General features: G+C 29.0%; 24 protein-coding genes. 13 read left to right on the forward strand and 11 right to left on the reverse strand.

The genetic code is table 11. From position 1 onward, the window contains the following. The first annotated feature begins 17 nt into the window (after nucleotides 1-17). The 5 genes from H518_RS0101120 (at nucleotide 18) to H518_RS0101140 (ending at nucleotide 7,679) form a co-directional block, all read left to right on the forward strand. Entirely contained in the window at nucleotides 18-2,753 is a 2,736-nt protein-coding gene (locus H518_RS0101120; protein ID WP_028887367.1) for a TonB-dependent receptor, read from the forward strand. A gap of 3 nt (nucleotides 2,754-2,756) precedes the next feature. Then, on the forward strand, nucleotides 2,757-3,821 hold the full coding sequence (locus H518_RS18980) for a phytase (RefSeq protein WP_051263618.1): 1,065 nt from the start codon (nucleotides 2,757-2,759) through the stop codon (nucleotides 3,819-3,821). 70 nt (nucleotides 3,822-3,891) lie between these two features. Beyond that, the gene (locus tag H518_RS0101130; RefSeq protein WP_028887368.1) at nucleotides 3,892-5,349 is read left to right on the forward strand and encodes a hypothetical protein; all 1,458 of its coding nucleotides are present in this window, start codon (nucleotides 3,892-3,894) and stop codon (nucleotides 5,347-5,349) included. Between the two features lie 59 nt (nucleotides 5,350-5,408). After that, nucleotides 5,409-6,857, forward strand: coding sequence for a hypothetical protein (locus tag H518_RS0101135; protein ID WP_028887369.1), 1,449 nt, complete (start codon nucleotides 5,409-5,411; stop codon nucleotides 6,855-6,857). A gap of 48 nt (nucleotides 6,858-6,905) precedes the next feature. Next, the gene (locus H518_RS0101140) at nucleotides 6,906-7,679 is read left to right on the forward strand and encodes a hypothetical protein (protein ID WP_028887370.1); all 774 of its coding nucleotides are present in this window, start codon (nucleotides 6,906-6,908) and stop codon (nucleotides 7,677-7,679) included. Between the two features lie 70 nt (nucleotides 7,680-7,749). On the opposite strand, the gene H518_RS0101145 is transcribed toward H518_RS0101140, so the two are convergent. Continuing rightward, complete coding sequence (locus H518_RS0101145; protein WP_043706299.1) at nucleotides 7,750-8,850, reverse strand: serine hydrolase domain-containing protein; 1,101 nt, start codon at nucleotides 8,848-8,850, stop codon at nucleotides 7,750-7,752. A gap of 87 nt (nucleotides 8,851-8,937) precedes the next feature. After that, nucleotides 8,938-9,729, reverse strand: coding sequence for a LytTR family DNA-binding domain-containing protein (locus tag H518_RS0101150; RefSeq protein ID WP_043706300.1), 792 nt, complete (start codon nucleotides 9,727-9,729; stop codon nucleotides 8,938-8,940). Nucleotides 9,730-9,832: 103 nt separating this feature from the next. Between H518_RS0101150 and H518_RS0101155 the strand changes: the two genes are divergently transcribed. Continuing rightward, on the forward strand, nucleotides 9,833-11,959 hold the full coding sequence (locus H518_RS0101155; RefSeq protein WP_028887373.1) for a Tex family protein: 2,127 nt from the start codon (nucleotides 9,833-9,835) through the stop codon (nucleotides 11,957-11,959). Nucleotides 11,960-11,979: 20 nt separating this feature from the next. Here H518_RS0101155 and H518_RS0101160 read toward each other — a convergent pair whose 3' ends face one another. Both H518_RS0101160 and H518_RS0101165 read right to left on the reverse strand, forming a co-directional pair. Then, nucleotides 11,980-12,837 (reverse strand): YitT family protein, encoded by an 858-nt coding sequence (locus H518_RS0101160; protein WP_043706302.1) that lies wholly within the window; start codon nucleotides 12,835-12,837, stop codon nucleotides 11,980-11,982. 145 nt (nucleotides 12,838-12,982) lie between these two features. After that, nucleotides 12,983-13,318: a single-stranded DNA-binding protein gene (locus tag H518_RS0101165; RefSeq protein WP_028887375.1), complete on the reverse strand. Its 336-nt coding sequence runs from the start codon at nucleotides 13,316-13,318 to the stop codon at nucleotides 12,983-12,985. Between the two features lie 159 nt (nucleotides 13,319-13,477). On the opposite strand from H518_RS0101165, the gene H518_RS0101170 reads away from it, so the two are divergent. Continuing rightward, on the forward strand, nucleotides 13,478-14,020 hold the full coding sequence (locus H518_RS0101170) for a GNAT family N-acetyltransferase (RefSeq protein WP_028887376.1): 543 nt from the start codon (nucleotides 13,478-13,480) through the stop codon (nucleotides 14,018-14,020). Next, the gene (locus H518_RS0101175; protein ID WP_028887377.1) at nucleotides 14,010-14,360 is read left to right on the forward strand and encodes a hypothetical protein; all 351 of its coding nucleotides are present in this window, start codon (nucleotides 14,010-14,012) and stop codon (nucleotides 14,358-14,360) included. The genes H518_RS0101170 and H518_RS0101175 overlap by 11 nt, the downstream gene beginning before the upstream one ends. Here H518_RS0101175 and H518_RS0101180 read toward each other — a convergent pair whose 3' ends face one another. After that, a complete protein-coding gene (locus tag H518_RS0101180) occupies nucleotides 14,361-14,828 on the reverse strand; it encodes a CBS domain-containing protein (RefSeq protein ID WP_028887378.1) in 468 nt (155 codons plus the stop codon). A gap of 104 nt (nucleotides 14,829-14,932) precedes the next feature. On the opposite strand from H518_RS0101180, the gene H518_RS0101185 reads away from it, so the two are divergent. Beyond that, a complete protein-coding gene (locus H518_RS0101185; protein WP_028887379.1) occupies nucleotides 14,933-17,233 on the forward strand; it encodes a M20/M25/M40 family metallo-hydrolase in 2,301 nt (766 codons plus the stop codon). A gap of 60 nt (nucleotides 17,234-17,293) precedes the next feature. Here the strand turns inward: H518_RS0101185 and pyk are convergent, their stop codons facing one another. From pyk to H518_RS0101210, 5 genes are all read right to left on the reverse strand, one after another. Further along, complete coding sequence (pyk, locus tag H518_RS0101190; protein WP_028887380.1) at nucleotides 17,294-18,721, reverse strand: pyruvate kinase; 1,428 nt, start codon at nucleotides 18,719-18,721, stop codon at nucleotides 17,294-17,296. 3 nt (nucleotides 18,722-18,724) lie between these two features. Then, entirely contained in the window at nucleotides 18,725-19,195 is a 471-nt protein-coding gene (locus H518_RS0101195; protein ID WP_028887381.1) for an IPExxxVDY family protein, read from the reverse strand. 84 nt (nucleotides 19,196-19,279) lie between these two features. Next, entirely contained in the window at nucleotides 19,280-20,017 is a 738-nt protein-coding gene (rnc, locus tag H518_RS0101200; protein ID WP_028887382.1) for a ribonuclease III, read from the reverse strand. Between the two features lie 6 nt (nucleotides 20,018-20,023). Beyond that, nucleotides 20,024-21,274: a beta-ketoacyl-ACP synthase II gene (gene fabF, locus H518_RS0101205; RefSeq protein WP_028887383.1), complete on the reverse strand. Its 1,251-nt coding sequence runs from the start codon at nucleotides 21,272-21,274 to the stop codon at nucleotides 20,024-20,026. Nucleotides 21,275-21,280: 6 nt separating this feature from the next. After that, nucleotides 21,281-21,517 carry an acyl carrier protein gene (locus H518_RS0101210; protein WP_004569249.1) on the reverse strand — a complete coding sequence of 79 codons (237 nt, stop codon included), beginning with the start codon at nucleotides 21,515-21,517 and terminating at the stop codon, nucleotides 21,281-21,283. A gap of 177 nt (nucleotides 21,518-21,694) precedes the next feature. On the opposite strand from H518_RS0101210, the gene purN reads away from it, so the two are divergent. Beyond that, nucleotides 21,695-22,264, forward strand: a complete 570-nt coding sequence (gene purN, locus H518_RS0101215; protein ID WP_028887384.1) for a phosphoribosylglycinamide formyltransferase — start codon at nucleotides 21,695-21,697, stop codon at nucleotides 22,262-22,264. Beyond that, nucleotides 22,257-22,892, forward strand: coding sequence for a ribonuclease H1 domain-containing protein (locus H518_RS0101220; RefSeq protein ID WP_028887385.1), 636 nt, complete (start codon nucleotides 22,257-22,259; stop codon nucleotides 22,890-22,892). The genes purN and H518_RS0101220 overlap by 8 nt, the downstream gene beginning before the upstream one ends. A gap of 45 nt (nucleotides 22,893-22,937) precedes the next feature. On the opposite strand, the gene H518_RS0101225 is transcribed toward H518_RS0101220, so the two are convergent. Next, nucleotides 22,938-23,285, reverse strand: coding sequence for a toxin-antitoxin system YwqK family antitoxin (locus tag H518_RS0101225; RefSeq protein ID WP_028887386.1), 348 nt, complete (start codon nucleotides 23,283-23,285; stop codon nucleotides 22,938-22,940). Nucleotides 23,286-23,454: 169 nt separating this feature from the next. Between H518_RS0101225 and H518_RS0101230 the strand changes: the two genes are divergently transcribed. Both H518_RS0101230 and H518_RS0101235 read left to right on the forward strand, forming a co-directional pair. Then, nucleotides 23,455-23,655: a dodecin family protein gene (locus tag H518_RS0101230; protein ID WP_028887387.1), complete on the forward strand. Its 201-nt coding sequence runs from the start codon at nucleotides 23,455-23,457 to the stop codon at nucleotides 23,653-23,655. 320 nt (nucleotides 23,656-23,975) lie between these two features. Then, nucleotides 23,976-26,488 (forward strand): hypothetical protein (locus H518_RS0101235; RefSeq protein ID WP_028887388.1); only part of this gene is annotated, 2,513 nt, incomplete at its 3' end.

A 26,488-nucleotide genomic window follows, 5' to 3' on the forward strand; every position in this document is an offset into this window, starting at 1 on the left:
CAACAAAAATTCACCAAATGAATAAAATATTTCTATTACTTACAGTATTAACTACTTCCATCATTTTTTCTCAAAAAAAAGCTGGAATAAAAGGTAGAATCTTAGATGAAAACAATATGCCTTTAACAGGTGCAACCATTATCATTAATTCTGAAAACCACGGAAATTATGCCGATTTTAATGGTTATTATGAAGTATTAAATTTAACAAAAGGAGTTTATCAACTTCACGTTTCATTTATAGGTTATCAAACCCTAAGTAAAACAATTACGGTAACCAATACTATTCAGTTAGAAAACTTCTTTTTAAAACCAAAAACAAACAACTTAGAAGAAGTTATTATTAAAGGAAGTATTACTCGCGGACAAGCCAAAGCTTTAAATCAACAAAAAAGTAAAGATAATATCACAAATATTATTGCAGCAGATCAAATTGGAAAATTTCCAGACGCAAATATAGGAGACGCCCTAAAAAGAGTTTCGGGTATTACAATGCAAAATGACCAAGGGGAAGCACGTGATATTATAATTAGGGGATTAGCTCCACAATTAAACTCAGTAACTTTAAATGGCGATAAAATTCCTTCTGCAGAAGGTGATAATCGTCGCGTTCAAATGGATTTAATTCCAACCGAAATGATTCAATTAATAGAAGTAAACAAAGCTGTTACTGCAGATATGGAAGGAGACGCTATTGGAGGTTCAGTAAATCTTGTTACTCGTTCTGCTCCTGCTAATTTTAGAGCTTATTTAACTGGTTCTTACGGGCAAAACCCTATTCGACAAACTCCAAACTATAATTTTTCTGCTTTAATAGCTAATAGAATTGCTAATAAAAAATTAGGTTTTGTAATTAATGCCACATATAATTCTAATGAATATGGATCAGATAATGTAGAATTTGAATGGGATTCTCCTACTGAAATTAAAGAGCATGATATTCGTCGTTACGATGTTAAACGTAACCGTATGAGTGTAGCTGCCAATTTAGACTACTCAATAAATCAAAACAGCACCCTATATTTTAAATCAATTTACACCAAACGAAATGATTATGAAAATCGTTATCGCTTGCGCTATAAAAAGAAAGGTGATGATTATAAAATTTCAAGACAAACCAAAGGAGGTATTAATAATAATGAAAATGATAATACTCGTTTAGAAAGACAAAGTGTTTATAAATTCTCTTTAGGTGGTGAACACATTATATTTGGTAATATAAAATTAAACTGGAAAACAGGTTTATCAAAAGCAAAGGAAGAACGACCAAATGAGCGTTATATAACATATCAAGCTAAACAAGAAGATCCTGATATTGATATTTCTCAAGAAGGATTAAATACTCGTTTTCCTTATTTTACTTCAGCCTCTGGATTCGATAATGACCCTAGTGAATTTGAATTAGACGAAATTTCTGAAGAAAACAAATATACCGAAGAAAAGAAGTATAGCTCTAAACTCGATATCAAAATACCTTTCAACAATTCTAGTGATTATAAAAATTCTTTAAAATTTGGTGCTAAAAATAAGTACAAAGAAAAATTAAGAGATAATATTTTTTATGAGTTCGATACTGATGATTTTAGCTCATACGAAACACTAGCAACTACACCAAGTGCAAATTATACTTTAAAAGGATTTTTGCCAGGAAGCCAATATAAATCAGGAACATATGCAAGTAGAGAGTTTTTAGGAGATTTAGATTTAAAAAACGGTGAGTTCGTTTTAGATGAATTTGTACCAGAAAATTACAATGCAAACGAAAATATATTTGCGGCATACGCATTATGGAAACAACGTTTAGGTAATAAATTAAGACTTTCAGCTGGTTTACGTGTAGAAAAAACAAATACAGAATACACAGGGTATTCTATTGATATTGAAACGGCATCTAATTTAGATGATGTAACAACTATTACACAAACTAAAAATTATACTAATTGGTTACCTAACTTACAAGCAAAATATAATTTTACAAGTAACACTATTGCTAGAATAGCATGGACAAACACTATAGCACGTCCTAATTATTTCGATTTAGTTCCTTATCGTAATTTAAATAGTGATGATCAAGAAGCTGAATTTGGTAATCCGAACTTAAAACCTACCGAATCTATGAATTTCGATTTAATGTTTGAACATTATTTTGCTAATGTTGGTATTATTTCTGTCGGAGGATTTTATAAAAATTTAGATAATTTTATTTATGAAATCACAAAAGATGAAGATTTAACAATCGGTGGAACTACAGATACTTACCAAGTAACTCGTCCTTTAAACGGTGGTACTGCTGAAATATATGGATTTGAAGCGTCAATACAACGAAAATTAAACTTTTTACCAGGTTTCTTACGTAATATTACAGTTTATGGTAATTATACTTATACCGATTCAAAAACTACTGGAATTCAAGAAAGAGAAGATGGTTTAGCATTGGCTGGTGCGGTAAAAAATATGATAAATGGTTCTTTAGCTTATGAAACAAATAAGTTTACATTAAGAGGTTCATTAAATTATGCAGGTGATTATATAGACGAATATGGTAGCGAAACTTTTAAGGATAGGTTCTACGACTCACAATTTTTTGTTGATATAAATACAAGTTACACCATTACTAAAAATTTACGTGTTTTTGCTGAAGCTAAAAACTTAACCAATCAAGAATTGCGTTTTTATCAAGGAACAAAAAATCAAACTATGCAATCAGAATTCTATAATTTTAATTGGAATGCTGGTATAAAATATAATTTTTAATTGATGAAAAACTTTTTAATACTTAGTATAATATGTGCAATTTTAGGCGCATGTAAAGCAGAAAAAATACTACATACTAACCCACACTTAAAACCTGTAGTAGCAATAACAGCCAATGCAGAAACTACACCAGTTACTTCTTTTGATGATGCTGCTGATGACCCTTGTGTTTGGATAAACCCAAATAACGTAATGCAATCAGTAATTATAGGAACCAATAAAAAAGAAGGTTTAGAAACCTATAATTTAGATGGTAAACGTTTGGCAACCTATAAAATAGGACGCGTTAATAATATTGATATTCGTAATGGTTTCATTTTAAACGGAAAACCTGTTTCTGTTGTCACAGGAAGTAATAGAACCTATAATACATTATCTATTTTAATTGTAAAAGAAAACGGAGAGTTACAAGATATTGCGGCACGTTCTATTAAATCAACTTTAAAAGAAGTATATGGTTTAGGGATGTATAAAAACCCAAAAGCAAATATTTTTTATGTTTTTATTGTTGGTAAAAAAGGTGGAGTAGAGCAATGGGAGTTATTCGAAAGTAACGGAAAAATAGATGCTAAAATTGTTAGAAATATTGTTTTAGGCGGACAAGGAGAAGGTATTGTTGCCGATGATTTTCATGGAAAAGTATATATAGGTCAAGAAGATAAAGCGCTTTGGAAATATGATGCAGAACCAACTTTATCAAACAACAGAGTAAAAGTTATAGGAACAAGAGACTTAAATATGAAAGACGATTTTGAAGGTGTAACTTTATATGATTCTGGAAACGGAAAAGGCTATATTTTATTATCTTCTCAAGGAAACAATAGTTACGCAGCTTTCGATAGAATTACTAATCAATATTTAGGAAGTTTTTCATTAAAAAATGGTATTGTTGATGGTACAAATGACACGGATGGTATTGATGTCACTAGTGTTTCATTCGGCGATAAATATCCTAAAGGATTTTTTCTTGCCCAAGACGGAACTAATAATACAGCCAAAGATAGTTTAGCACAAAACTTTAAAATAGTAGATTGGCGAAAGATAGAAAATGCTTTAAAGCTTAAATAAAAACAATATTTTAATATATTCGTAGCCTCGCAATAATTTGTGGGGCTTTTTATTTTAAATAAAGATTGACATGAAAAATATACTAGTAATTACATTATATATTACTTGCTTTACCATGTATGGACAAGAAAAACTAACCCAATTTAAAAACACGTTAAGCTTTTCTAATTCAAACTTGAAAGATATTTATACATTAGTAAACGATAAAAATGATTTTTTTTCGATTTTTATTACCGATGCTAAAAATGTGTATATCTATGATTTTGATAATAATTTTTCTATAAAAGACAAAAAATTATTTAAAAATAAAAGAAGAAAATACAAAGATATTATTGGTTATAGTATCCTTGAAAACGGAGATTACAAACTTTACCTTAAGAACAAGAAAAATGATTTTTTAGAAATTCATTTTGACATGGGAAAAAAAAACTCAACAGCTAAAGAATTTAAACTCTTAAGAGACTACGAAACCTACTTACAATCTGTTACTATTAATAATAAGTTTTACCTTATCTCTAGTTCAAAAAATGTTAATGGATTATATTTTTACACGTTTGGCAGTGGTAATCCTAAAAGAAATAAAATAGATGTAAATAAATTAACCTTTTTGTCTTCATCAGGACAAAAAGAAGAACTAATGTCTATCCTAACTAAATCCTTACCCTTACTTAAATTTGATGAGAGTACACCGAATTCAATCGAAGTCTCATCTAAAAAACAAAAAATGTATGTTCAAGGCGAAACAATTATTTTCACTCTAAATAATAACTCAGAATACACACAACTTGTAAAAGTAGATTTAAAAACATTTACAGCATCATCTTTTAAATTAGAAACTCCATTCAAAGAAATTAAAAGACGTAAAAAGGAATCTAATTCCTATTTAATAGATAATAATCTTTTTACTGTAACACTTTCAAAGGAAAGGTTTAATTTTAGAATTACAGATTTAACCAATAAGGAAATTAAAAAAGAGTTTTTAGTTTCAAAAACAGATACTATTAAATTTAAGAACACTCCAATTACAACATCTTATAGTGCGTTTAAAAAGTTTAAAGAATTAAAAACAACAAAAAAATTCTTACGAATGATGAGTAATTATGCAAAACCTGCTATCAATGTTCAATTAAACAATAATAAATACTATGTAACTATTGGCGGCTTATTAGGAGCCCCTTCTACACATAGTGGAAATATAGGAAGTGGAGATATTTTTTCTTTTTCTAACAATATAAATTACAGTTACAATAGTTACATGTATTCCTCTAATTTTATAAAGTTTTCTAGTATACTTGATGAAAAATTTTCTCACTTAAAAAATGAAAAAACTATTAATGCTTTTGAAAAAATTAAAAATCATTTAGACCCAGAGAGGGCAAAACTTAAATTTTCTGATTTTTTCAACATACCTTTTAAAGCAGAAAAATACGATACAAGCAACGCTGTTTTTAAATACAAAGATTTTTACATCTACATTGATTATAATAAAAAAGAAAAGTCTTTTGAACTTCTAAAATTTACTAATTAAAAATCAGACTACATTCATAGTCTTAAAAATTATTATGAAGCTTTTTTTATCAAAAAACTATGAAAAAAAAACACTTATTTATTCTTATACTAGGGTTTATCTTTGGTTCTTTATCTGCTCAAAATGAAATTTTCAACTTTAAAAACTCTCTAAAAGAAAATTCTACTGATATTAAAAATGTTATTCCTATTGTAAATAAAGAAAATGGAAACCTTGCTTATTTTATAGCAGATGCAAAAAATGTATATGCATATAAATTCAATGAAAATTTTGTTTTACAGGATAAACTATCTTCAGAAGAAAAAAGAAGGAAGTTTAAAACATTAATTGGTTATAGTATTTCTAAAAATGGTAGTTATAGTGCTTTTCTTACCAACAAGAATAAAAAGAAATTCTTAATGGTTAATTTTTCTTTTTTAAAGAAAAAAACTACTTCAAAAGAATTCAAGCTTGAATCTAATGGTGAGAAATTTATTCAAACTGCTTCAGTTAAAAACAATTTTTACTTAATTTCTACTAAAACCGGTATTGATGGTCTTTTTATTTATGAATTCAATGAAAAAGGTACTATAAAAAGAAATAAGATTGATTTATCTCACTTAAAATTCACCTCAAGACTAGGACGAAAAACTAAAATAGTAAATTTACTTTCCTACTCTAAAAAAGACATTAATAAAATAGATGAAAACTCACCTAATCCAATAGAAATTGTAGCTGATAAGGAAAAAATGTACGTTAGAAAAAACAAAATAATTTTCACCTTTGATAGTAATAAATCATTTTCACAAGTTCTTATTATTGACTTAAATACATTTAAAGCAACTTCAAAAATATTCAACAAACCTCTTCCTGAAATAAAGTCAATTAAAAAGAAGACGAATTCGTTCATTCTTCATAATAATATTTTTGTATTAGCTTCTACAAAAAACGAATTGATTTTAGATATTATTGATTATGATTCTGGTAAATCGAAAAAAAAACTTACCATTTTTAAAGAAGAACCTATTCTTTTTAAAAATACTCCAATAATTCAAGAAGGTGGTTACTACGCTAACTATAGAGAGCTGAATAAAACAAAAAAATTTCTCAGAAAGATAAACGCTGGGAAAATAGGAATTTCAGCAAGAAAATATAACGAAAAATTTCAGCTAACTATTGGTGGTCATACAATACAACACAATTCTGGAATGATGATAGGAAGTATGATTGGAGGAATATCAACTGGAATAGCTATCGCTTCATTAGGAAATACTACTGTTTTTTTCAACCCAACGCAATTTACCTTTAACGCTACCCTTAACTCAAAATCTACTAGAATAGAATGTCTGTTTGATCAAAATTTTAATCATATTAATGGAGAAATTGACAAAAATGTTTTTGACAAAATGCAAAAAGATAATGAAAATTTCACCAATGACATGACAGTTATAAAATATAAAAACTATTTTATTAAAGGCTCGTATAATAAAAAAATGAAAATGTACACTTTAAAAAAGTATACTGATTAAAAAATATTCACGAGCTATAATTACAATCTTTTACTTAATATTTCACCTATGAAAAAACTATTTAAACGTGTTTATTTAATCATCAATTTAAAAACAGTTATTATCGCTGGTTTATCTGTTTTATCAACTATTGTTTGTTTACATTATCACATTAAAGCAAACTTTCCATTAACATTAATAAGTACGGCTATTGTTTTTCCTATTGTCTTTTCTATTGGTGGTGCGTACAAGCGTAGAGAGGTTGCTTTAGATGAATATGGATCAATAAAAGCACATGGTAGAGCTTTATATTTTGCAGTAAACCATTGGTTAGAAAATCCTCCTAAAGAATTAACTACAGAATTAAAAAAACATTTAAGAGAATTGCTGCAATCTTGTAAGGAAATGTTTACACACCCTATACCAGAATTAGAAAAAAGAGAAAAAGATATTTACAATAGCTTTGAAAGCTTATCGTTGTTTATAAAAAAATTAAGAAGCCACGGATTGCCTTCTGGTGAAGCCTCTCGTTCAAATCAATTTTTAAGTAAAATGATGATTTCTTTCGAACGCATTAAACATATTTATCAATATAGAACTCCGAGAACATTACGAACCTATAGTGATATTTTCATTGTATTCCTTCCAATTGTTTACGGTCCTCATTTTGCTGAAAATGCCACAAATTTTAATTACGGATTGCAATTTGCTGTTCCGGTTTTATTTAGTGTTATTTTGGTTGCTTTAGATAACATTCAATCGCATTTAGAAAATCCGTTTGACCAACAAGGAGAAGATGATATAGATATTAACGTAGATAAGTTTATTAAAAACTTAGGATAATACCCTACCTCTTTAAAATACATATAACAAACCTCACAAATTTAAAATATATGAGGTTTGTTCGTTTTAATTATTTCTTTACAACTTCTTTAATTTTTGATAAAAACTTTTCTCCATCAGATTTCCCTAAACGGATAATAATTAAATCTTCACTAGGTACTATGTATACTATTTGTCCTAAAATACCCAATGCATAATAATCTTCAGAACACTCATAACTATACCATTGGTATTGGTAACAATCATTCTCTTTATTCCCTTTCGTTAGTTTGTTAATCCATTTTTCAGAAACTATTTGCTTTCCTTTAAACCTACCCCCATTCATAATTAAACGTGCAATTTTTGCCAAATCAATTGCTGTAGTATTTAAACAACAAAACGCTTTTGTATTTTTACGTGTTTTATCATCAATACTCCAAGTTGCATTATTTTCCATTTGTAGAGGTTTCCATATTTTTTTCTCTAAATATTTCCCTAATTCCTCTTTTGTTACTCTTTCAATTGCTATTCCTAAAAGTGTTGTACAAACACTTTGGTAATCATGGTAAGTTCCTGGTACATGAATAAAATCCAACTTAGAAATTTGTTTAACCTGATTTGTTCCATAATACAGTTTACTAACCTCATCAAATGGGCTACGGTAACTTTCATTGAATTTTAATCCAGAACGCATATTTAATAAATGCTTTATAGTTAGTTTATCAAATGTTTTATTTGCAATAGAAAGTTCAGGAATGTATTTAGTAATTGGATCATTTACATCTTTTATCAGCCCTTCATCTATAGCAATTCCCATTAATAAAGATGTAACTGATTTTGATACCGAAAATATATTTGAAATAGAATCACGTTTATAGCCTTCATAATATTTTTCAAAAAGAATCGTATCATTTTTTATAACTAGAAAGGAAGTCGTTTCAGTTTTATTCTTTAAAAAATCATTTATAAAATAATTCTCATCACCTTTAGTAACACTAATATTATTTATCCTATTCGCTAATTCTGAATTTGTACCATCTTTAAAATAAAAGATTTCTTCTCCTTTGTTAACCTCTGTGTAAGGAAAAATTTTATGATCGTCTATATCTGCCTTATAATACCTAATCATCCTTCCAATATGGCAAGATTGCAAACATAATAGTACTAAAAGGAATGTGATTTTTTTTATCATTATCTTATTTTTAAATTAATTTGATATGACAAAAATATCTTAGACACTTCTCAAAACCTCTTTAAAAATAGAGCTTGTGGCGAAATGTTACTTATTTGTGGCTATTTGTAATTCACTTTTAATTGAGGCTTGTAAATTTCTAGAAACAGGTATTCGATAACCAAACCCTACCTCTATTAAAAGTTTCTTATTTTCAGTTTTAAAATGTTTAAAATGTATTGGGTTTATTAAAAACGAACGATGCGTTTTTAATAAAAAAGGAAATGATCTTTGTATTTCCGAAATGGTTTCTCTTATTATTTTTTTTTTGATAATATCTTTTTCAATAAAATTAACCTCTATATAATTATCTGAAGATTGAACAAAAACTAATTCATTTGGTTTTAATGCAATAAAATCAAGTTTCCCTTTTCCTTTTATTACGATCTTATCTTCAATAATATTATTCTCAGAGAATTTTCCGGTAATATATCTTCCTATTAAAATGAATGGAAGTATGATTGCCAATGCAGGTAAATAAACCCATTTAAAATAATGATAATAATTATAGGTTCCTAGCTCATTGTAAGCAACAAAGTTTTTGTAAAACAAAAAATTAATACAAAAACCAATAAGAATCATTAATCCAATAAAAATAAATTCTTTTTTAAACGACCATTTATTCTGGTTGAATTTATGTTGATACCATAAAGGAATGCAATAACAAATACTTTGAATAATGCCATAGATAGGTAATAGTGTAATTTTCTCAATTTTGGTAAATCGATTAATATCAAAGGGTTCTGCAAAATATAGAAACATAAAAACCCAAATACCTAATGCCAAAGAAATCCATAAGTGATTTTTTATATTTTTATTTAAAGGATATTCTTTATTCACAATTTTATTTTTAAATTCAAATCTAACAAATTAGATTGTTTATCTAAGACTACATTCAACTCATTTTTATCTATTTTTGTTATTAATACAGTAATTAACGCCTATTCTTTTGATAAACTACATTTCATCTCGCACAGATATTTCTTTAAAATCAATTCAAAACACTGTTGAATTATTAAATGAAGATTGTACCATTCCTTTTATTTCTCGTTACCGAAAAGAAAAAACAGGAAACTTAGATGAAGTTGAAATTGGTAAAATAGTACAGTTAAAAGAACAGTTTGATACTATTGAAAAGAGAAAAATAACCATTCTTAAAGTATTAGAAGAACAAGCTTGTTTAACAGATGATTTAAAGATTAAAATTAACAAAACCTACGACCTTACCGTTCTAGAAGATATTTATCTTCCATATAAAAAGAAACGAAAAACAAAAGCTGAGACTGCTCGTAAAAATGGACTGGAGCCTTTAGCTAAAATGATTATGAGTCAGCGAATAAATGATTTAGAGTTTACAGCTGCTAAATACATAAATGATGCCGTTGATACAGATGAGAAGGTTTTAGAAGGAGCACGACATATTATTGCTGAATGGGTAAATGAACGTACTGATGTTCGTAATAACATTCGTCATCAATTAGAACGATATGCTGCAATTTCAACCAAAGTTGTTAAAACTAAAAAAGACGATGAAGGCGCTCAAAAATTTAAAGATTATTTTGATTGGGAGGAAAACTTAAACCGTATTCCTTCACATAGGTTACTTGCTATTTTACGTGCCGAAAAAGAGGGGTTTATTCGTGTAAAAATTGAGATAGACGATGAACGTACGCTTCAAAAAATAGAAAACAGAATTATTAGTTCTCAAAATGAATGTGCTCATCAAATTGAACTAGCAATTGCTGACTCTTATAAACGATTATTACTTCCTTCATTAACAAACGAAGCTGTATCAATTGCTAAAGACAAAGCAGATGAAAGTGCCATAACTGTATTTGCTAAAAACTTACAGCAACTTTTATTAGGAGCCCCATTAGGTGAAAAACGAATTTTAGCTATTGACCCTGGCTTTAGATCGGGTTGTAAAGTGGTTTGTTTAAATGAACAAGGCGATTTATTGCATAACGAAAACATATATCCGCATGCACCTCAACATCAATCTACCAAAGCTATCGAAAAAATTAATTCTTTAGTTGATACTCATAAAATTGAAGCCATTGCTATTGGTAACGGAACTGCTTCTAGAGAAACCGAACAATTAATAAAACGTATTCCGTTTAAAAATAATATTGAAATATTTGTGATAAGTGAAGCTGGTGCTTCTATTTATTCAGCTTCAAAAATTGCACGTGATGAATTTCCTACATACGATGTTACGGTACGTGGTGCCATTTCTATTGGTCGTAGATTGGCTGATCCATTAGCCGAATTGGTTAAAATTGATGCTAAATCAATTGGTGTAGGACAATATCAACATGATGTAGAACAATCTAAATTAAATAAATCATTAGATACCGTTGTTGAACATTGTGTTAATAAGGTAGGTGTCAATATTAATACGGCAAGTGCTTCTTTACTAAGTTATGTTTCTGGTATTGGACCCAAATTAGCTGAAAAAATTGTGAATTACCGAAATGAAAACGGTGCCTTTATTAATAGAACTGCTATAAAAAAAGTACCTCGATTAGGAGGAAAGGCTTTTGAACAATCTGCTGGTTTTTTACGTATTAAAAACGGTAATAATCCGCTAGATGATTCTGCTGTTCACCCAGAGCGTTATACTTTAGTCAAACAAATGGCGAAAGATTCTGGTAGTAAAATAATTGATTTAATAGGAAATACCACTGCTCTAAAACAATTAAAACTGCAACAGTATGTTACTGATTCTTTCGGATTACCTACATTACAAGATATTGTAAAAGAATTAGAAAAACCAGGATTAGATCCTCGTGAAAAAGCGAAAGCTTTTAGTTTTAATGAGCATATTAAAACAATTGATGATATAAGAACAGGTATGATACTTCCTGGAATCGTAAATAACATTACCAATTTTGGCTGCTTTGTTGATATTGGTGTTAAAGAAAGTGGTTTAGTGCATGTTTCTAACCTATCAAATACTTTTGTTAAAGATGTAAATGAACACGTAAGTTTAAGTCAACACGTACAGGTAAAAGTATTAGAAGTTGACATTCAAAGAAAACGAATTCAACTTTCTATGAATTATAAATAATTCATAGAAAGTTGAATTGTTTATTTAATTTCTCTTGAAGAACCTAATAATTCTGTTGCCTCTAAGACAATCATATATGCCTCAGGATCGTGTTTTTCAACAAGGTTCTTAAGCGTCATAATCCTATTCTTATTTATCGATAAAAAAATAACATTTCTTTGATTGGTTTGAGATAAATCATTTCCTTGTATTAATGTACCTGAAATTCCCATTTTTGAGGCAATTATACTTTTAAGTGCATTTAAATCTTCTGAGGCTATGTGTACAATTTTATTTTGCTTTCGTCCAGTAAGTACTAAATCTATAAATTTACTTGCAACAAAAATACTAAGCATAGCCCATAACGCAAGTTCCAGATTTTTAAAAACAATTGCTGATAAAAGAACCACTAAGATATCTAATGTTAAAATTACTGACCCTGGTTTAAAACCGTACTTGTCTTTTAAAATACGAGCTATAATAGCTCCTCCCCCTGCCGAAGCATCTCCTTTAAAAATAACTCCAATTCCTAACCCTACAAGAGCTCCTCCATAAATAGTAGAAAGTAGTGTATTAGTACTTAATGTTGGAAAGTGCATAATTTCTCTAAATAAATCAATAAATAAAGCTAGAGAAATAATAGAAATCATTGTTCTAAAAGCAAATCGTTTCCCTATGTATTTTACACTTATTAAAAGTAATGGAGCATTTAAAAATAATAATAACATTCCTATTGGAATATTAGAAATGTAATTTAAAACAATTGACAATCCCGAAGTTCCACCAGTTGCAATTTTATTTGGCGCTAAAAAACCAACAACACCAACAGCTAAAATCAAACTACCACTAAGTATAAATAAATAATTTTTTAGTTCTCTCTTTAGTTTCTCTCGTATCATTCTCTTAATATTTACTGGCACAAAAGTACTCTTAAAATAAAAATTAGTTGCTGTTATTTACTTTAAGTTTAAAACAAAAAAACTCAGAATTAAATATAATTCTGAGTTCTAAAACATAAAACGATTATGATTTTCTGTTACTCACCTACTTATTACCTAACATTAACAACTCATTGCAAACAACCTCAGTAACATATCTCTTTTCCCCCTCAGAAGTTTCATATGAACGAGAGGTTAATTTTCCCTCAATAGCAATCTCACTTCCTTTCTGAAGGTATTTTTCTATGATTTCTGCGGTTTTATTCCATGCAACAACATTGTGCCATTGTGTATCGATTATCTTCTCTCCTTCTGAATTTTTATAGCTTTCATTCGTTGCAATAGAGAATTTTGCTAATTTTTTACCACTATCTAAAGTTATAATTTCTGGGTTATTTCCTAAATTTCCAATTAACTGCACTTTGTTTCTTAACGTACTCATAAGATAAGTTTTAATGATTATTATTTGCCAATTCGTTTTGACACTGCAAAGATGAAACACTACACAAATTAAAATCGGTTAGTAATCGTTTGTTTTCGTTTGTAAATGAATGTAATCGTTTGTTTATTTTTAATATATTTGTTATCAAATAATTACATCATGAAATTCTATTTAGAAACAGACAGATTAATTTTAAGAGAATTAAAAGAAACAGACGTTGAAGGAATGTTTGCATTAGATTCTGATAAAAAAGTTCATCAATATTTAGGAAACAGCCCTATAAAAACAAAACTAGAAGCAGAAAAAAATATTCAGTTTATTCTTAATCAATATAAAGAATTGGGTATTGGTAGATTTGCCTGTATAGAAAAATCTTCTGGTGAATTTATTGGATGGTCTGGATTAAAATTAAACACTGGAGAGAAAGAAGAGCTAAACGGATATCAAAATTTTGTTGATATCGGCTACCGATTTATCCCAGAATTTTGGGGCAAAGGTTATGCTTCTGAAACAGCTTTTGCTTGTTTAGATTTTGGCTTTAAAAAAATGAACTATGATATAATTTATGGCGCTGCTGATGTAAAAAATACAGGCTCTAATAAAATTTTAAAAAAGATAGGGTTACAATTTGTAAATCAATTTAATTTTAAAGGAACACCAGTAAATTGGTATGAGCTAAAAAATGTTAATTATGAAAAGTAAAAAATGTTTAGAATGCAATGATAAGGTAATCGGTAGAATTGATAAAAAATTCTGTTCAGATTATTGTAGAAACTCTTACAATAACAAAATTAATAAAGAAAGTAAAAATCTAATAAGAAATACAAATAACCGCTTACGTAAAAATTATAAAATTCTTACAGAACTTAACATTTCTGGTAAAACTAAAGTTAGTAGACGTATGTTATTTGATAAAGGTTTTGATTTTAAATTTATCACATCATTATATATTACCAAAACAAATAACACTTATTTTTATGTTTATGACCAAGGTTATTTAGAATTAGAAAATGAACGTTATTTATTAGTTAAGCAAGATTAACTACTTCCAAGTATTTCCCTTAAGCATTATTGCTGCTTTTAATACATCTTTCTGGCTAATCTGACCTACTAACTTACCGTTTTCAATAATAGGAAATCGTCTTCTTTTCGATTCTAAAAACTTGTTTGCAGCGTCAAAAATATTCATATTTCCATCAATTGTTTCTACTTGTTTAACCATTGATTTTCCAACAGTATTATTTTTATCAATTGGTAAGTTATAATACCTACTTTCAGATATTTGCTTTATACAATCTCCCTCTGAAATAACACCAACTAATTCATTTTTATCATTTACTACTGGTCCTCCAGATATTTTATTTTTAATCAATGAATCTATAACGTCTTCTATTGATTCATTTTCTTTAAAAGTAATTAAATTCCTAGTCATATAATCTGAAACTAATAATTTTGTTACTTTGTTTTCTGTTTGTCCCGTTCGTTTTCCTTGAAAGTTTATAATCCCCATAATAGTTTACTTATATCTATAAATATACTAATTACCAACCACTTAACAACAATTTTAATTAACCGATTAATTTTGCTTATTTTTATAACGTATAAAATATTACTATGAAATCATCTAATAATTTTCTTGCTGTTATAATTATCTTATTTACTGTTTATTGGAGTTTTAGTGATATAACACCAACACTTATACCTGATGACAAGGAATTAAAACCTACAGATTTCTCAATAAATAATGCGCTTTATCATTTAAAAAATATATCAAAAAAAGCACATCATACAGGTTCTCCTGAACACAAATTAGTTCAATATTATATTATTAATGAATTAAAAAAACTAGGATTAACTGCCGAAGTTCAACAAAAAACAGCAATAAATAAAAAGTGGAGAGCAAGTACAACAACCGAAAATATTGTTGCTAAAATTAAAGGAACAGAAAAAGGAAAATCGTTATTACTACTAACACATTACGATTCAAACCCACATTCATCATTAGGTGCAAGTGATGCAGGTTCGGGCGTTGTAACAATTCTTGAAGGACTTCGCGCTTTTTTAGCCAAAAATGCTCAACCAAAAAACGATATTATTATTCTTTTTTCTGACGCAGAAGAATTAGGCTTATTGGGTGCTCAGGCTTTTGTTGAAAATCACCCTTTTGCAAAAAATATTGGATTGGTATTAAATTTTGAAGCTAGAGGAAGTGGTGGTGCTAGTTATATGTTGATGGAAACAAACGGAAAGAACAAAAAAATACTAACAGAGTTTTTAAATTCAAAACCAAACTATCCAGCTGCCAACTCCTTAATGTACAGTATTTATAAAAAACTACCTAACGATACTGATTTAACAGTATTTAGAGAAAACGGAAATATAAACGGTTTTAATTTCGCTTTTATTGATGATCATTTCGATTACCATACCGTTCAAGATTCTTATGAGAGACTTAATAGAGAAACATTACAACATCAAGCAGAATACTTCACGACTTCTATCAACTATTTTGCAAATTCAAATTTAAACGACACAAATAGTAATGAAGATTATATCTACGTTAATTTTCCTTTTACAAAACTTTTAATTTATCCCTTTTCATGGGTTTTACCTATGTTTATTCTAGCATTAGTAATTTTCTTAGCATTATTATATCTGGGTATTAAAAATGAAAAATTAACATTAAGTGGATTACTAAAAGGGTTTATTCCTTACTTTATATCTATTACTCTTTGTGTAGGTCTTTCATACGGATTATGGAAATTAATTTTATTAATTCACCCTGAATATACCGACATTTTACATGGTTTTACCTACAATGGATATCAATACATTATTGCATTTATCTTCTTAAATAGTTGGATTTTATTTAAAATTTATAATAAATTTAATACTAAAAAAACTGCTGATCTTTATATCGCACCCATTTTTACAGGGCTTGTTTTAAACTATTTTATTATGCAATATATGCCTGGTGCAGGATTCTTTATAATTCCTATATATGCTTGCTTAATAATTTTAGCAATTTTAATTTTTATGGATCTTAGAAATCGATCTAGGGCTACATTATTTGCTATAATTTCTATACCAACGATATATATGATTTCACCTATGTTACAATTATTTCCTGTTGCTTTAGGCTTAAAAATATTATTCGTTTCCGCTTTTTTACTTACACTAATATTTGGCTTTACCCTACCTGTTTTTCATCAACAAAAAAAGAAAAATGGTTGGCAAGTAATTGCTGGATTTGTTTCAATTGTATTTTTCGGACTTGCAACTTTTAATAGTGGTTATTCTATTGATAAAAGAAAACCTAACAGCATTGTTTTTATACAAAACTCAGATACTGATACTTCTTATTGGGCTACTTATAATAAAAAACTAGATGGTTTTACTAAGCAAGTTTTTAAAAATGATTATTTAGAGGGAACAATCCCTTTTATTGAAGGAAAAAGTAAATACAATACAGGCTTTAGTTATCATAAAAAAGCAGAAAATAAAAACTTCCCTATTTCTAACATAACTATTAATAAGGATACCATTATTAATAATGAAAGAGAGTTAAATTTTACAATAACTCCTACTCGCAAAATAAATAGGTATGAATTTAATAACAATTCAATTCTTAAATTAAAAAACTTAACAATAAATGGTGTTTTTTATGATGGTGGTAAAGAATTTACAGCCAATAAAGGAACTCTTTTAATTTATCAAATGGCAAACTCTGATAAAAATGTAACCATATCTTTTTCTATTGATAAAAACATAAAACCAGATATTACATTAAACGAAATATCTTACGACTTGTTATCTAATAAAAAATTTAATTTAAAACCACGAAGTGAAATTATGATGCCAATGCCTTTTGTGGTAAATGACGCTATTATTTGCTCAAGAAAAATTAAGTTATAACAAAAAGAGCCTTTTTCTTCTAGAAGAAAAAGGCTCTTTTTTACATCTTTAAAAAAGATATTATTCTATATGAGAAACACGTAAAGTGTTTACCATTCCTTTTGCTTTAACAGGCATAGATGATAAATTAATCATAAAATTCCCTGTCTTAACAAAACCTTTTTCTTTTGCTATTTCATTTATATCTTCAAGCGTATCATCAGTACTTAAATCTCTGTCGTAATAATAAGCTCTAACACCCCATAAAAGATTTAACTTACCAAGTATCCTTTTTTCAGAAGAAAAGGCTAAAACGTGTGATTTTGGCCTCCATGCTGAAACTTGGAATGCAGTATATCCACTATTTGTTAATGTTGTAATAGCTGCAGCATTCATATCATCTGCCATTAAAGCTGCATGATGACAGATTGATTTTGTAACAAATCTATTCGTACGAATATGTGGTGGTGATTGTGGAACTTTTATTAAATCAGAAAACTCAACACTACCAATAATTTCGGTCATCTTTTTAATAACTCTTAAAGGGTGTTTCCCTACTGATGTTTCTCCTGAAAGCATTACAGCATCAGCACCATCCATAATTGAATTTGCAACATCGTTTACTTCAGCTCTTGTTGGAACAGCGTTTTCAATCATCGTTTCCATCATTTGAGTTGCAATAATAACAGGTATTCTTGCTTCTTTAGCCCTTCTAACTAACATCTTCTGAATTAACGGTACGTCTTGCATAGGTACTTCTACCCCTAAATCACCACGCGCTACCATTAATCCATCACAATATGGTATTAAAGCATCTATGTTTTCTACTGCTTCTGGTTTTTCAATTTTAGCAATTACAGGAACTCTATATCTTGACTTCTGCTTAATTAAATCTCTAAGAATACGTAAGTCTTCAGGTGTTCTTACAAACGATAATGCAATCCAATCAACTTCTTGCTCTAAAGCAAAAGTTGCATCTTTTTTGTCTTTATCAGTTAAAGCAGGTAACGATATGTTTGTGTTTGGTAAATTAACTCCTTTCTTAGACTTTAAAGCACCTCCAATAATAACCTTCGTAACTACTTCTTTATCCTTATCTGTAGAAACTACTTCAAATAATAGTTTACCATCATCTACTAAAATTTGTTCTCCAACTTTAACATCTTTAGGAAAACGTTTATAAGTCATAAACGCTTTTTCTTTAGTTCCTTCACATTCCTCTGTTGTAAAAACAAAAGCATCACCTGCTTTTACTTCTACTCCTTCCTTCATTATTCCTACTCTTAATTTTGGTCCTTGTAGGTCAGCTAAAATTGCCACGTTGTAACCTCTTTCCTCATTAATTTCTCTTATTTGTCGAATACGTTCTTTTACATCATCATAATCTGCATGAGAAAAATTAACTCTAAAAACATTTACTCCTGCAGCAGCCATATCAGCTAAAATCTCTTTTGTGTTTGTTGCGGGTCCTAATGTTGCTACAATTTTTGTTTTTTTGTTGTGTGGCATAATTTAAAATATTAAAAAGTCTTTCGACTTTAAAGATTCTACCTCTACTTCGTATGAGGTTATAATTTGTGGAATTTGATTTATCTTTTCAATTGTCTTTACAATATATTCAAAATCAAAACCTCCTTCTATTTTTAAAAAAAAATCAACTTTCTTTTTCTCTGGTATAAGGCAACTTATTGAATCGCTTTCATTAAAAAGGTTTGTTGAAGTTGCTTTAAGGGTTGATTTACACACATTCGCTATTAAGAACCAATCATAATCTAATTCTGTATTTGTATATTCATATACAGTATAAGAAGCTTGATTTTTTTTTTGAGTAAAATCTAAATTGTAACTCGCTTTGCTAAATTTTATATGTAAATGCTTATTTAGCAAATATGCTAATTGATATTCACTAAGTACTGTATGAATAGCTATTAACGCAAAATCATTAGTAGAAAATTCATTAATATTTAATGCATAAGTAACCATAAAAACAACTGTTTGTTTTTTGCTAAATTACTGAATGTATCTAAAATATAATGTAAAATTTACGAAAAGGTTTTCGCATTAATGTTAAGAGTTTTCCATTTGAGTTTGCATAGCATAATATACTCTTTTCGCTGCTATTTCCTCTGCTTTTTTCTTTGAAGTCGATCTTCCTTTACCAATAACATTACCATCGATGCTAACCCTTACACTAAAGTGTCTTTTACTCTGGTTTCCAGAATCTTCATATGATTCGAACTTATATTTCCTCTTGTTCTTTTGGCACCATTCAATAATATATCCTTTATAACTCGAAATTTTACCTTCTAGTTTCTCTATATTAACATAAGGTAATACAACTTGTTCGTAAATAAATTGATGGCAATAATTGTAACCTCTATCTAAATAAATGGCTCCAATTAAAGCTTCAAAGATATTTCCGTAAAGATTATTACTAATATGTTCTTTAGCTATATTACTTTTTACAAATCTAATTAAGTCTAAATCCTTACCTAAAGTATTTAAGTGCTCTCTACTAACCACTTTAGATCGCATTTGAGTTAAATACCCTTCGTCGCCTTCTGGAACTTTCTTATACAAGTATGAAGCCATTACTGACCCTAAAATTGCATCTCCTAAGAACTCTAAACGTTCGTAATTAATCGGATTCCCCTTTTTATCTATTAATTTCAAAGACCTATGTGTAAAAGCTTTCTTGTAATGCGAAAGCTTTATAGGTTTAAAATTAAGCAGTTCTTTTAATTCGTAGTAAAAATTCTCGTCCTCTTTATTTTGGGGTTTAACTATTCTACGAAGAAAATTCATAAAGGATTAATCTAGTTTTCTAAAAGCTACACAAGCGTTATGCCCTCCGAAACCAAATGTATTGCTCATTGCAACTTTAATTTCTCGTTTTTGAGGTTTGTTTAACGTTAAGTTTAACTCTGGATTAATATTTTCATCAACATTAACATGATTAATTGTTGGAGGAATAATACCATGCTCCATAGCTAAAATAGATGCTATAGATTCTACAGCTCCAGCAGCACCAAGTAAGTGCCCTGTCATAGATTTTGTTGAATTAATATTAATACTCTTAGCATGGTCTCCAAAAACTTCAGAAATAGCCTTTAACTCAGCTACATCTCCTAATGGTGTAGAGGTACCATGTGTATTAATATGATCTACATCTTCTGGTTTTAAACCTGCATTTTCAAGACAGTTTTTCATTACAGCAATTACACCTATACCTTCTGGATGTGGTGCTGTCATATGGTAAGCATCTGACGACATACCTCCACCAATAACTTCTGCATAAATTTTTGCTCCTCTTGCTTTTGCGTGTTCGTATTCTTCTAATACAAGTGCTCCTGCTCCTTCACCTAAAACAAAACCATCACGTTCACTATCAAAAGGTTTTGATGCTGATTTATGATTCTCGTTGTTTGTAGAAAGTGCATGCATTGCATTAAATCCGCCAACACCAGCAATTGTAACTGCAGCTTCACTACCACCTGTTACGATTACATCACAGTGTCCTAATCGGATATAGTTTAATGCATCAATCATCGCATTTGCAGATGATGCACATGCAGATACTGTTGTGTAGTTAGGTCCCATAAATCCATTGTTTATAGAAATCCAACCTGGTGCAATATCAGCAATCATTTTTGGTATAAAAAAAGGGTTAAATCTTGGTGAACCGTCTCCAGCTCCAAAATTTATAGCTTCGTTTTGAAAAGTTTCTAAACCTCCAATACCAGCTCCCCAAATTACACCTACTCTTAATTTGTTTATTTTGTCTAGATCTAATTTCGAATCTGCAATAGCTTCATCTGAAGCAACCACTGCATATTGCGTAAACCTATCCATTTTACGTGCATCTTTCCTATTAATGAAATCTGTTACGTTAAAGTTTTTTAACTCACATGCAAAACGAGTTTTGAACTTGGCAGCATCGAAATGCGTTATAGGTGCAGCTCCGCTAACTCCGTTAACTAAGCTATTCCAATACTCATCTTTATTATTTCCTATTGGCGTTAATGCGCCAAGTCCAGTTACTACAACTCGCTTTAATTGCATATAAATTTATTTTTTTGCTTCTTCAATATAGCTTACTGCCTGTCCAACAGTTCCAATGTTTTCTGCTTGATCGTCTGGAATTTGGATGTCAAATTCTTTTTCGAATTCCATGATTAATTCAACAGTATCTAAAGAATCTGCTCCTAAATCATTTGTGAAGCTCGCTTCTGTTGTTACTTCGTTATCGTCTACTCCTAATTTGTCTACGATAATCGCTTTTACTCTTGATGCTATGTCTGACATAATTTATTTATTTTAAAATTTAAAATCGATGCAAAAATACAAATCTTACTTATAAATGCTAATTTTTGCTCAAAAATGTGATGTCTAATGTAAAAAAAAAATGAAACTTTTCCTACAAACACCACCGTTGTTAATAATTATTCTTTTTTTTGTAGTAACAAAACACCTTAATAAAACATGAAACGTATCGTAATTTTTGCTTCAGGTTCTGGTACCAATGCCGAAAATATTATAAAATACTTTCAATCTACTAAAACTGCTACAGTTACTCATGTGCTGTCTAACAATGAACATGCCAAAGTTTTTAATAGGTGTGAACGTCTAGAAATAGAGGCTTCTCTATTTGATAAAGAGAGCTTTACAAAAGATGACACTGTTTTAAACTTTCTACAAGTTGAAGCTGACATAATTGTACTTGCTGGTTTTCTATGGCGTATTCCTGCAAAAATAGTTGCAGCCTTTCCTAATAAAATTATAAATATTCATCCTGCTTTGCTTCCTAAATATGGCGGAAAAGGAATGTATGGAATGAATGTTCATAGAGCAGTAAAAGAAAATAATGAGGTAGAAACCGGTATTACAATTCATTATGTAAATGAGAATTACGACGAAGGTGCTATTATTTTTCAGGCTAAAACTTCACTTACAAGTAACGATTCTTCTGATAATATTGCTGAAAAAATTCATATTTTAGAACAAGAACACTTTCCAAAGGTTATTGAAGATGTAATTCTTAAAAATGTCTAAAAAAAAATATTACGTTGTTTGGAACGGTAAAAAAACAGGGATATTCACTTCTTGGAATGTTTGTAAAAAGCAAATAACAGGATATGAAGGTGCGCAATACAAAGCTTTTATAGATAAAAAAGAAGCTGAACTTGCCTTTACAAAGAGTTACAATGACTATAAAGGGAAAGACACCAAAAAAGTTACCTTATCTGCCAAAGAAAAAGCAGCCTATGGAACTCCACTTTTAGAAACAATCTCTGTTGATGCTGCTTGTGCTGGAAACCCTGGTGTAATGGAATACCGTGGTGTTTTAACTAAAAGCAAAAAAGAAATTTTTAGAATGGGTCCTTATAAAAAAGGAACTAATAATATTGGTGAATTTTTAGCTCTTGTGCACGGGATAGCATTGTTAAAAAACAAAAAAATGGATACCTACCCTATATATTCTGATTCTAGAATAGCTATGAGTTGGATTAAAAAGAAACAATGTAGAACCAATATAACTTTTGATGCTAGCAACAAAGATGTTTTGACTCTAATAAAGCGTGCTGAAAAATGGTTAAAAGAGAACTCTTTTAACAATCCAATATTAAAATGGGAAACAAAGGCCTGGGGAGAAATCCCTGCAGATTTTGGTAGAAAATAAAAAACCGAGTAAGAATACTCGGTTAAAACAACTTTAATTTAAAAACTATTTAATCGCAATTTGCGTTTCTTCTTTCCAAGTTTGAACACTTGCTATAGAATTATCTTTATATGATATTTCTTTTAAGCCATCTTCCTTCCAGATAAACCATTTACCTACCTTTTTTCCAGATTTATAATGCGCTATAGTATTTTTGTTACCATTCACATCAAAAGACGTCCATGTTCCCGTTAATTTCTTATCCTTGAAAAAACCTTGCTCTTTAACTTTACCATCTTCATAGAAATAAGTAGCTTTTACTAAATCTCCTTCCTTTTCAAATTTCGGTGCTGTTTTTTGAGCTTGCAATAATGATACTGATAAAATACAAACAGCTATTATTAATTTTTTCATATTTTAAATTTTTGTGGATTAATACTATTCAAATATAGTTAAAATTTTACACAAAACAAACATTTACATAACATTAAATTAACATTGAGGTCTATTTAGAGCTTTTTAAAGAAAAAATCAGCACAAAAATCATTATATTTACGATGTATTAATCATTAAAAAAATTATTATGGCTATAATGAAAGTTATTGAAGTACTGTCTAATTCTGAAAAAAGTTGGGAAGACGCTACAAAAAAAGCAGTAAAGCAAGCTTCTAAATCTGTAAAAAACATTAAATCTGTATTTGTACAATCACAGAGTGCTGTTGTAAATGAAGATGAAGTTACCGAATTTAGAGTAAACTTAAAGATTACTTTTGAAGTAAAGTAACTACATAATAATTAACTACTATTAAAGCGGTTTTGTAAAAGCAAAGCCGCTTTTTTATTTAACCTTATTTGAATCTAAAATATATAATTTTTCTTCCTCTATCTACCTCACTTACAAAGTACCACAGTCAAGTAAGTTCAAATGATAAAAGATATTAAAAAGTAAGTTAGTATAATTTGAGTAAAAGCAATTAACAAGAAAATTTATCTTGTCTTTTCAGTAAAAAAGCAAAAATAAAGGTGAATAAAAAAAGGTAAACCAGTAAGTTTGTTAGTACACATATTTTAGTATAAATATGTATTGTTATTTAAATAAAAGCTATGTTGGGTAAAAACGAAAAAACTATTAAAATAAAAAATTTTAATATACATGTAGAAGAACTAGCACCTCATGAAACTCCTGAATATATAGCGCAACGAATACAACAGGCAACTATTGAGATTTTAGATAAACTGGAAGCTAAAAAACAGTTAGATGCCTATTTAAATAGCAATGAAGAAAGAGGTACTAATAATTCACCTCAACAAGTGTCAGTAACCAATAAAAAGAAAGAAAACCCTAAAAGAGAAACTTCAAAACCGGGTGCTTCTGTTCTAATAAATACAGCAAAAATTTCAAGCTCCTTTAAAGAAACCCCTTCAATTAAAAAAGAAACTTCAAAATCTAATAAAGACTTTGGTGTTACCAAAAAAGCTAATAAAATTACAAACGATACTGGTTTCGGTTTCGCTAATAAGAAACAAATTACAATAAGCAGTAACGAAGAGTTGGTAAATGCGTATCAGGCATTAAATGGAGTGTCTAATAATAATGAGGTACTTGTTAAAACCATTAAAGAGCGTTACTTAAACGAAAAGGCAGTAACCTATGACGCTAGAAAAGTTAAGTATTGGAAAGAAACTATTAAAAAAATAGAAGAAGGAACACCCGTAGTAGCCTTAATAAAACAACCTGAGCATAAAGAGTTAAAAAAGGTATATGATGAAATAATAGTGAATGCTAAAGAAGGAGAAAAGTTAACTAAAAAGAAGCTGCGTAATTTTATTATTAATGAAATAGAAGAAAAATACATAGCTAACAAAAAAACAACTTCTAAAAAGCTAAGCTACTGGACCGCTATATTGGGGCAATTAAAAAATGCGAATTTTAGTTTAGAAAGTATTTTAAGTAATAATGAAGAATTGTTTTTATTTCTTGACTTATTAACAGATGTTGATTTTGATGTTTTACCCAAAGATTTATTAAAAATAAATGCGAGTGTATATCCTTCATTTAGAAACTTATATCCTAAAAACTTAAGTAGTTCAAAAATTTATGCAGTATTAAATAAACTTACAGATAAAACAGGAAGATCTGTTTCTAAAGTAACAAAAGATAAGAAAGGAATAAAACACCTAAAAGACACTTCAATTAAGTTTGCCGCAAATATTAAAAACCCGAATATTAACTGGAAAATATACAAGAAAGATGGTAGTTTACTACATACTTTTGTAGATATTGGTGAGGAGTTTTCTTTCACATTTGCAGAATACGGAGAATTTGTTGTTGAGGCTTATGGAAATAAAGCAGAGTATAAAAAAGGAAAATATGCTAAAGCGAAAAAAAACAATAAGAGTTACATAGCAATACATATTAAGAAACCTGCATTAACGAGTATTTTAGTAAAAGAAAACGCTACGAAAAACTTAATGATTCGATTAGAAGAATCTTTAACATTTGTGGCTACTGCCGATGTAGGAGAAAACAGTAGTATTCCATTAATAACGTGGTATATGTGTTATAAATCTGCAAAAAAAGAAAAATATACCGAAGAAGAAATTACAAATGCTAAAGGGGTAACCGAATTTAAGCAGCTATTTAATAAAAAGGGAATTTATACGATTAAAGCAGTTTCTGAATCGATAACCAAAGAAGTAACATTTAAGGTAGGAAACAACTACCCTAACGCTATTAGTGTAGATAAAAGTTGGGTTTTATATAATACCCAACAAAGTTTTAATTGCAAGGTGATAGCATATCGAATGAATCCTGTTACTGCCGAAGAAATAAACCAAACCAAGTGGGTGGTTTTTAAAGACGAAAAAATATACATACCCAAAGGGCTACAGAAAATAGATAACAAGCCTTATGTAGCAACAGGTAACTGTTTTAATTTTGTACCACATGAAGCAGGTAATTATGTAGTAGAGTCTTATATGAATTATAGTAGTTACAATAGTTCTAAAAAACTTACCAATGCATGTAAAAGTATAAAGGTAGTGCAACCACAAGTTACTAAAGCGAACTGGGCAGATAGTAGTGGACTACTAAAATTACAAACTGGTTATCAGAAACAAGTAAAAAACTATATTAACGCAAGTATTCCTAATTATAACAACAAACCTATTATTGTTGGGGTGTATGAAGATGTAGGTTATAAAAAATTAATTGGTAGTTATAACACTCAAACAGATAAAAATGGTAATATAAACTTACAATTATGTTTAAGAGACGATACAGCAATAACTAAATTTATAGCAACTAGTAAAGCAACCACAGTCGCTATTTACTTTAACATACAAGCAAAAGGGTACACATTAAAAAAATCGATTGCAAATAGTAAGCTCTCTAAAATAATAGTAAGCAAAGAGCCTAAAATTATACGCTCGTACTTTATGTACGATGGCAATATTATAAGTTCACACTTACAGGCTGTTCCGTATGGTACAAAAATTACGTTTATAGCGGAAACCACCAATATCATCGGACAAAAAATAAAGCTAGAACTCTACCGAACTGAGGCTGCTGATAACTACAACGGAAAACAAATTACTGAAAACAATAATGTAGTAGT

The organism is Tenacibaculum ovolyticum DSM 18103 (assembly GCF_000430545.1).
In the GTDB taxonomy this organism is placed as follows: Bacteria; Bacteroidota; Bacteroidia; order Flavobacteriales; family Flavobacteriaceae; genus Polaribacter; species Polaribacter ovolyticus.

Coding starts and splice junctions, on each gene's coding strand:
- H518_RS0101120 (WP_028887367.1), top strand. CDS start 18: ATGAATAAAATATTTCTATTACTTACAGTATTAACTACTTCCATCATT.
- H518_RS18980 (WP_051263618.1), top strand. CDS start 2,757: ATGAAAAACTTTTTAATACTTAGTATAATATGTGCAATTTTAGGCGCA.
- H518_RS0101130 (WP_028887368.1), top strand. CDS start 3,892: ATGAAAAATATACTAGTAATTACATTATATATTACTTGCTTTACCATG.
- H518_RS0101135 (WP_028887369.1), top strand. CDS start 5,409: ATGAAAAAAAAACACTTATTTATTCTTATACTAGGGTTTATCTTTGGT.
- H518_RS0101140 (WP_028887370.1), top strand. CDS start 6,906: ATGAAAAAACTATTTAAACGTGTTTATTTAATCATCAATTTAAAAACA.
- H518_RS0101145 (WP_043706299.1), bottom strand. CDS start 8,850: ATGATAAAAAAAATCACATTCCTTTTAGTACTATTATGTTTGCAATCT.
- H518_RS0101160 (WP_043706302.1), bottom strand. CDS start 12,837: ATGATACGAGAGAAACTAAAGAGAGAACTAAAAAATTATTTATTTATA.
- H518_RS0101165 (WP_028887375.1), bottom strand. CDS start 13,318: ATGAGTACGTTAAGAAACAAAGTGCAGTTAATTGGAAATTTAGGAAAT.
- H518_RS0101170 (WP_028887376.1), top strand. CDS start 13,478: ATGAAATTCTATTTAGAAACAGACAGATTAATTTTAAGAGAATTAAAA.
- H518_RS0101175 (WP_028887377.1), top strand. CDS start 14,010: ATGAAAAGTAAAAAATGTTTAGAATGCAATGATAAGGTAATCGGTAGA.
- H518_RS0101180 (WP_028887378.1), bottom strand. CDS start 14,828: ATGGGGATTATAAACTTTCAAGGAAAACGAACGGGACAAACAGAAAAC.
- H518_RS0101185 (WP_028887379.1), top strand. CDS start 14,933: ATGAAATCATCTAATAATTTTCTTGCTGTTATAATTATCTTATTTACT.
- pyk (WP_028887380.1), bottom strand. CDS start 18,721: ATGCCACACAACAAAAAAACAAAAATTGTAGCAACATTAGGACCCGCA.
- H518_RS0101195 (WP_028887381.1), bottom strand. CDS start 19,195: ATGGTTACTTATGCATTAAATATTAATGAATTTTCTACTAATGATTTT.
- rnc (WP_028887382.1), bottom strand. CDS start 20,017: ATGAATTTTCTTCGTAGAATAGTTAAACCCCAAAATAAAGAGGACGAG.
- fabF (WP_028887383.1), bottom strand. CDS start 21,274: ATGCAATTAAAGCGAGTTGTAGTAACTGGACTTGGCGCATTAACGCCA.
- H518_RS0101210 (WP_004569249.1), bottom strand. CDS start 21,517: ATGTCAGACATAGCATCAAGAGTAAAAGCGATTATCGTAGACAAATTA.
- purN (WP_028887384.1), top strand. CDS start 21,695: ATGAAACGTATCGTAATTTTTGCTTCAGGTTCTGGTACCAATGCCGAA.
- H518_RS0101220 (WP_028887385.1), top strand. CDS start 22,257: ATGTCTAAAAAAAAATATTACGTTGTTTGGAACGGTAAAAAAACAGGG.
- H518_RS0101225 (WP_028887386.1), bottom strand. CDS start 23,285: ATGAAAAAATTAATAATAGCTGTTTGTATTTTATCAGTATCATTATTG.
- H518_RS0101230 (WP_028887387.1), top strand. CDS start 23,455: ATGGCTATAATGAAAGTTATTGAAGTACTGTCTAATTCTGAAAAAAGT.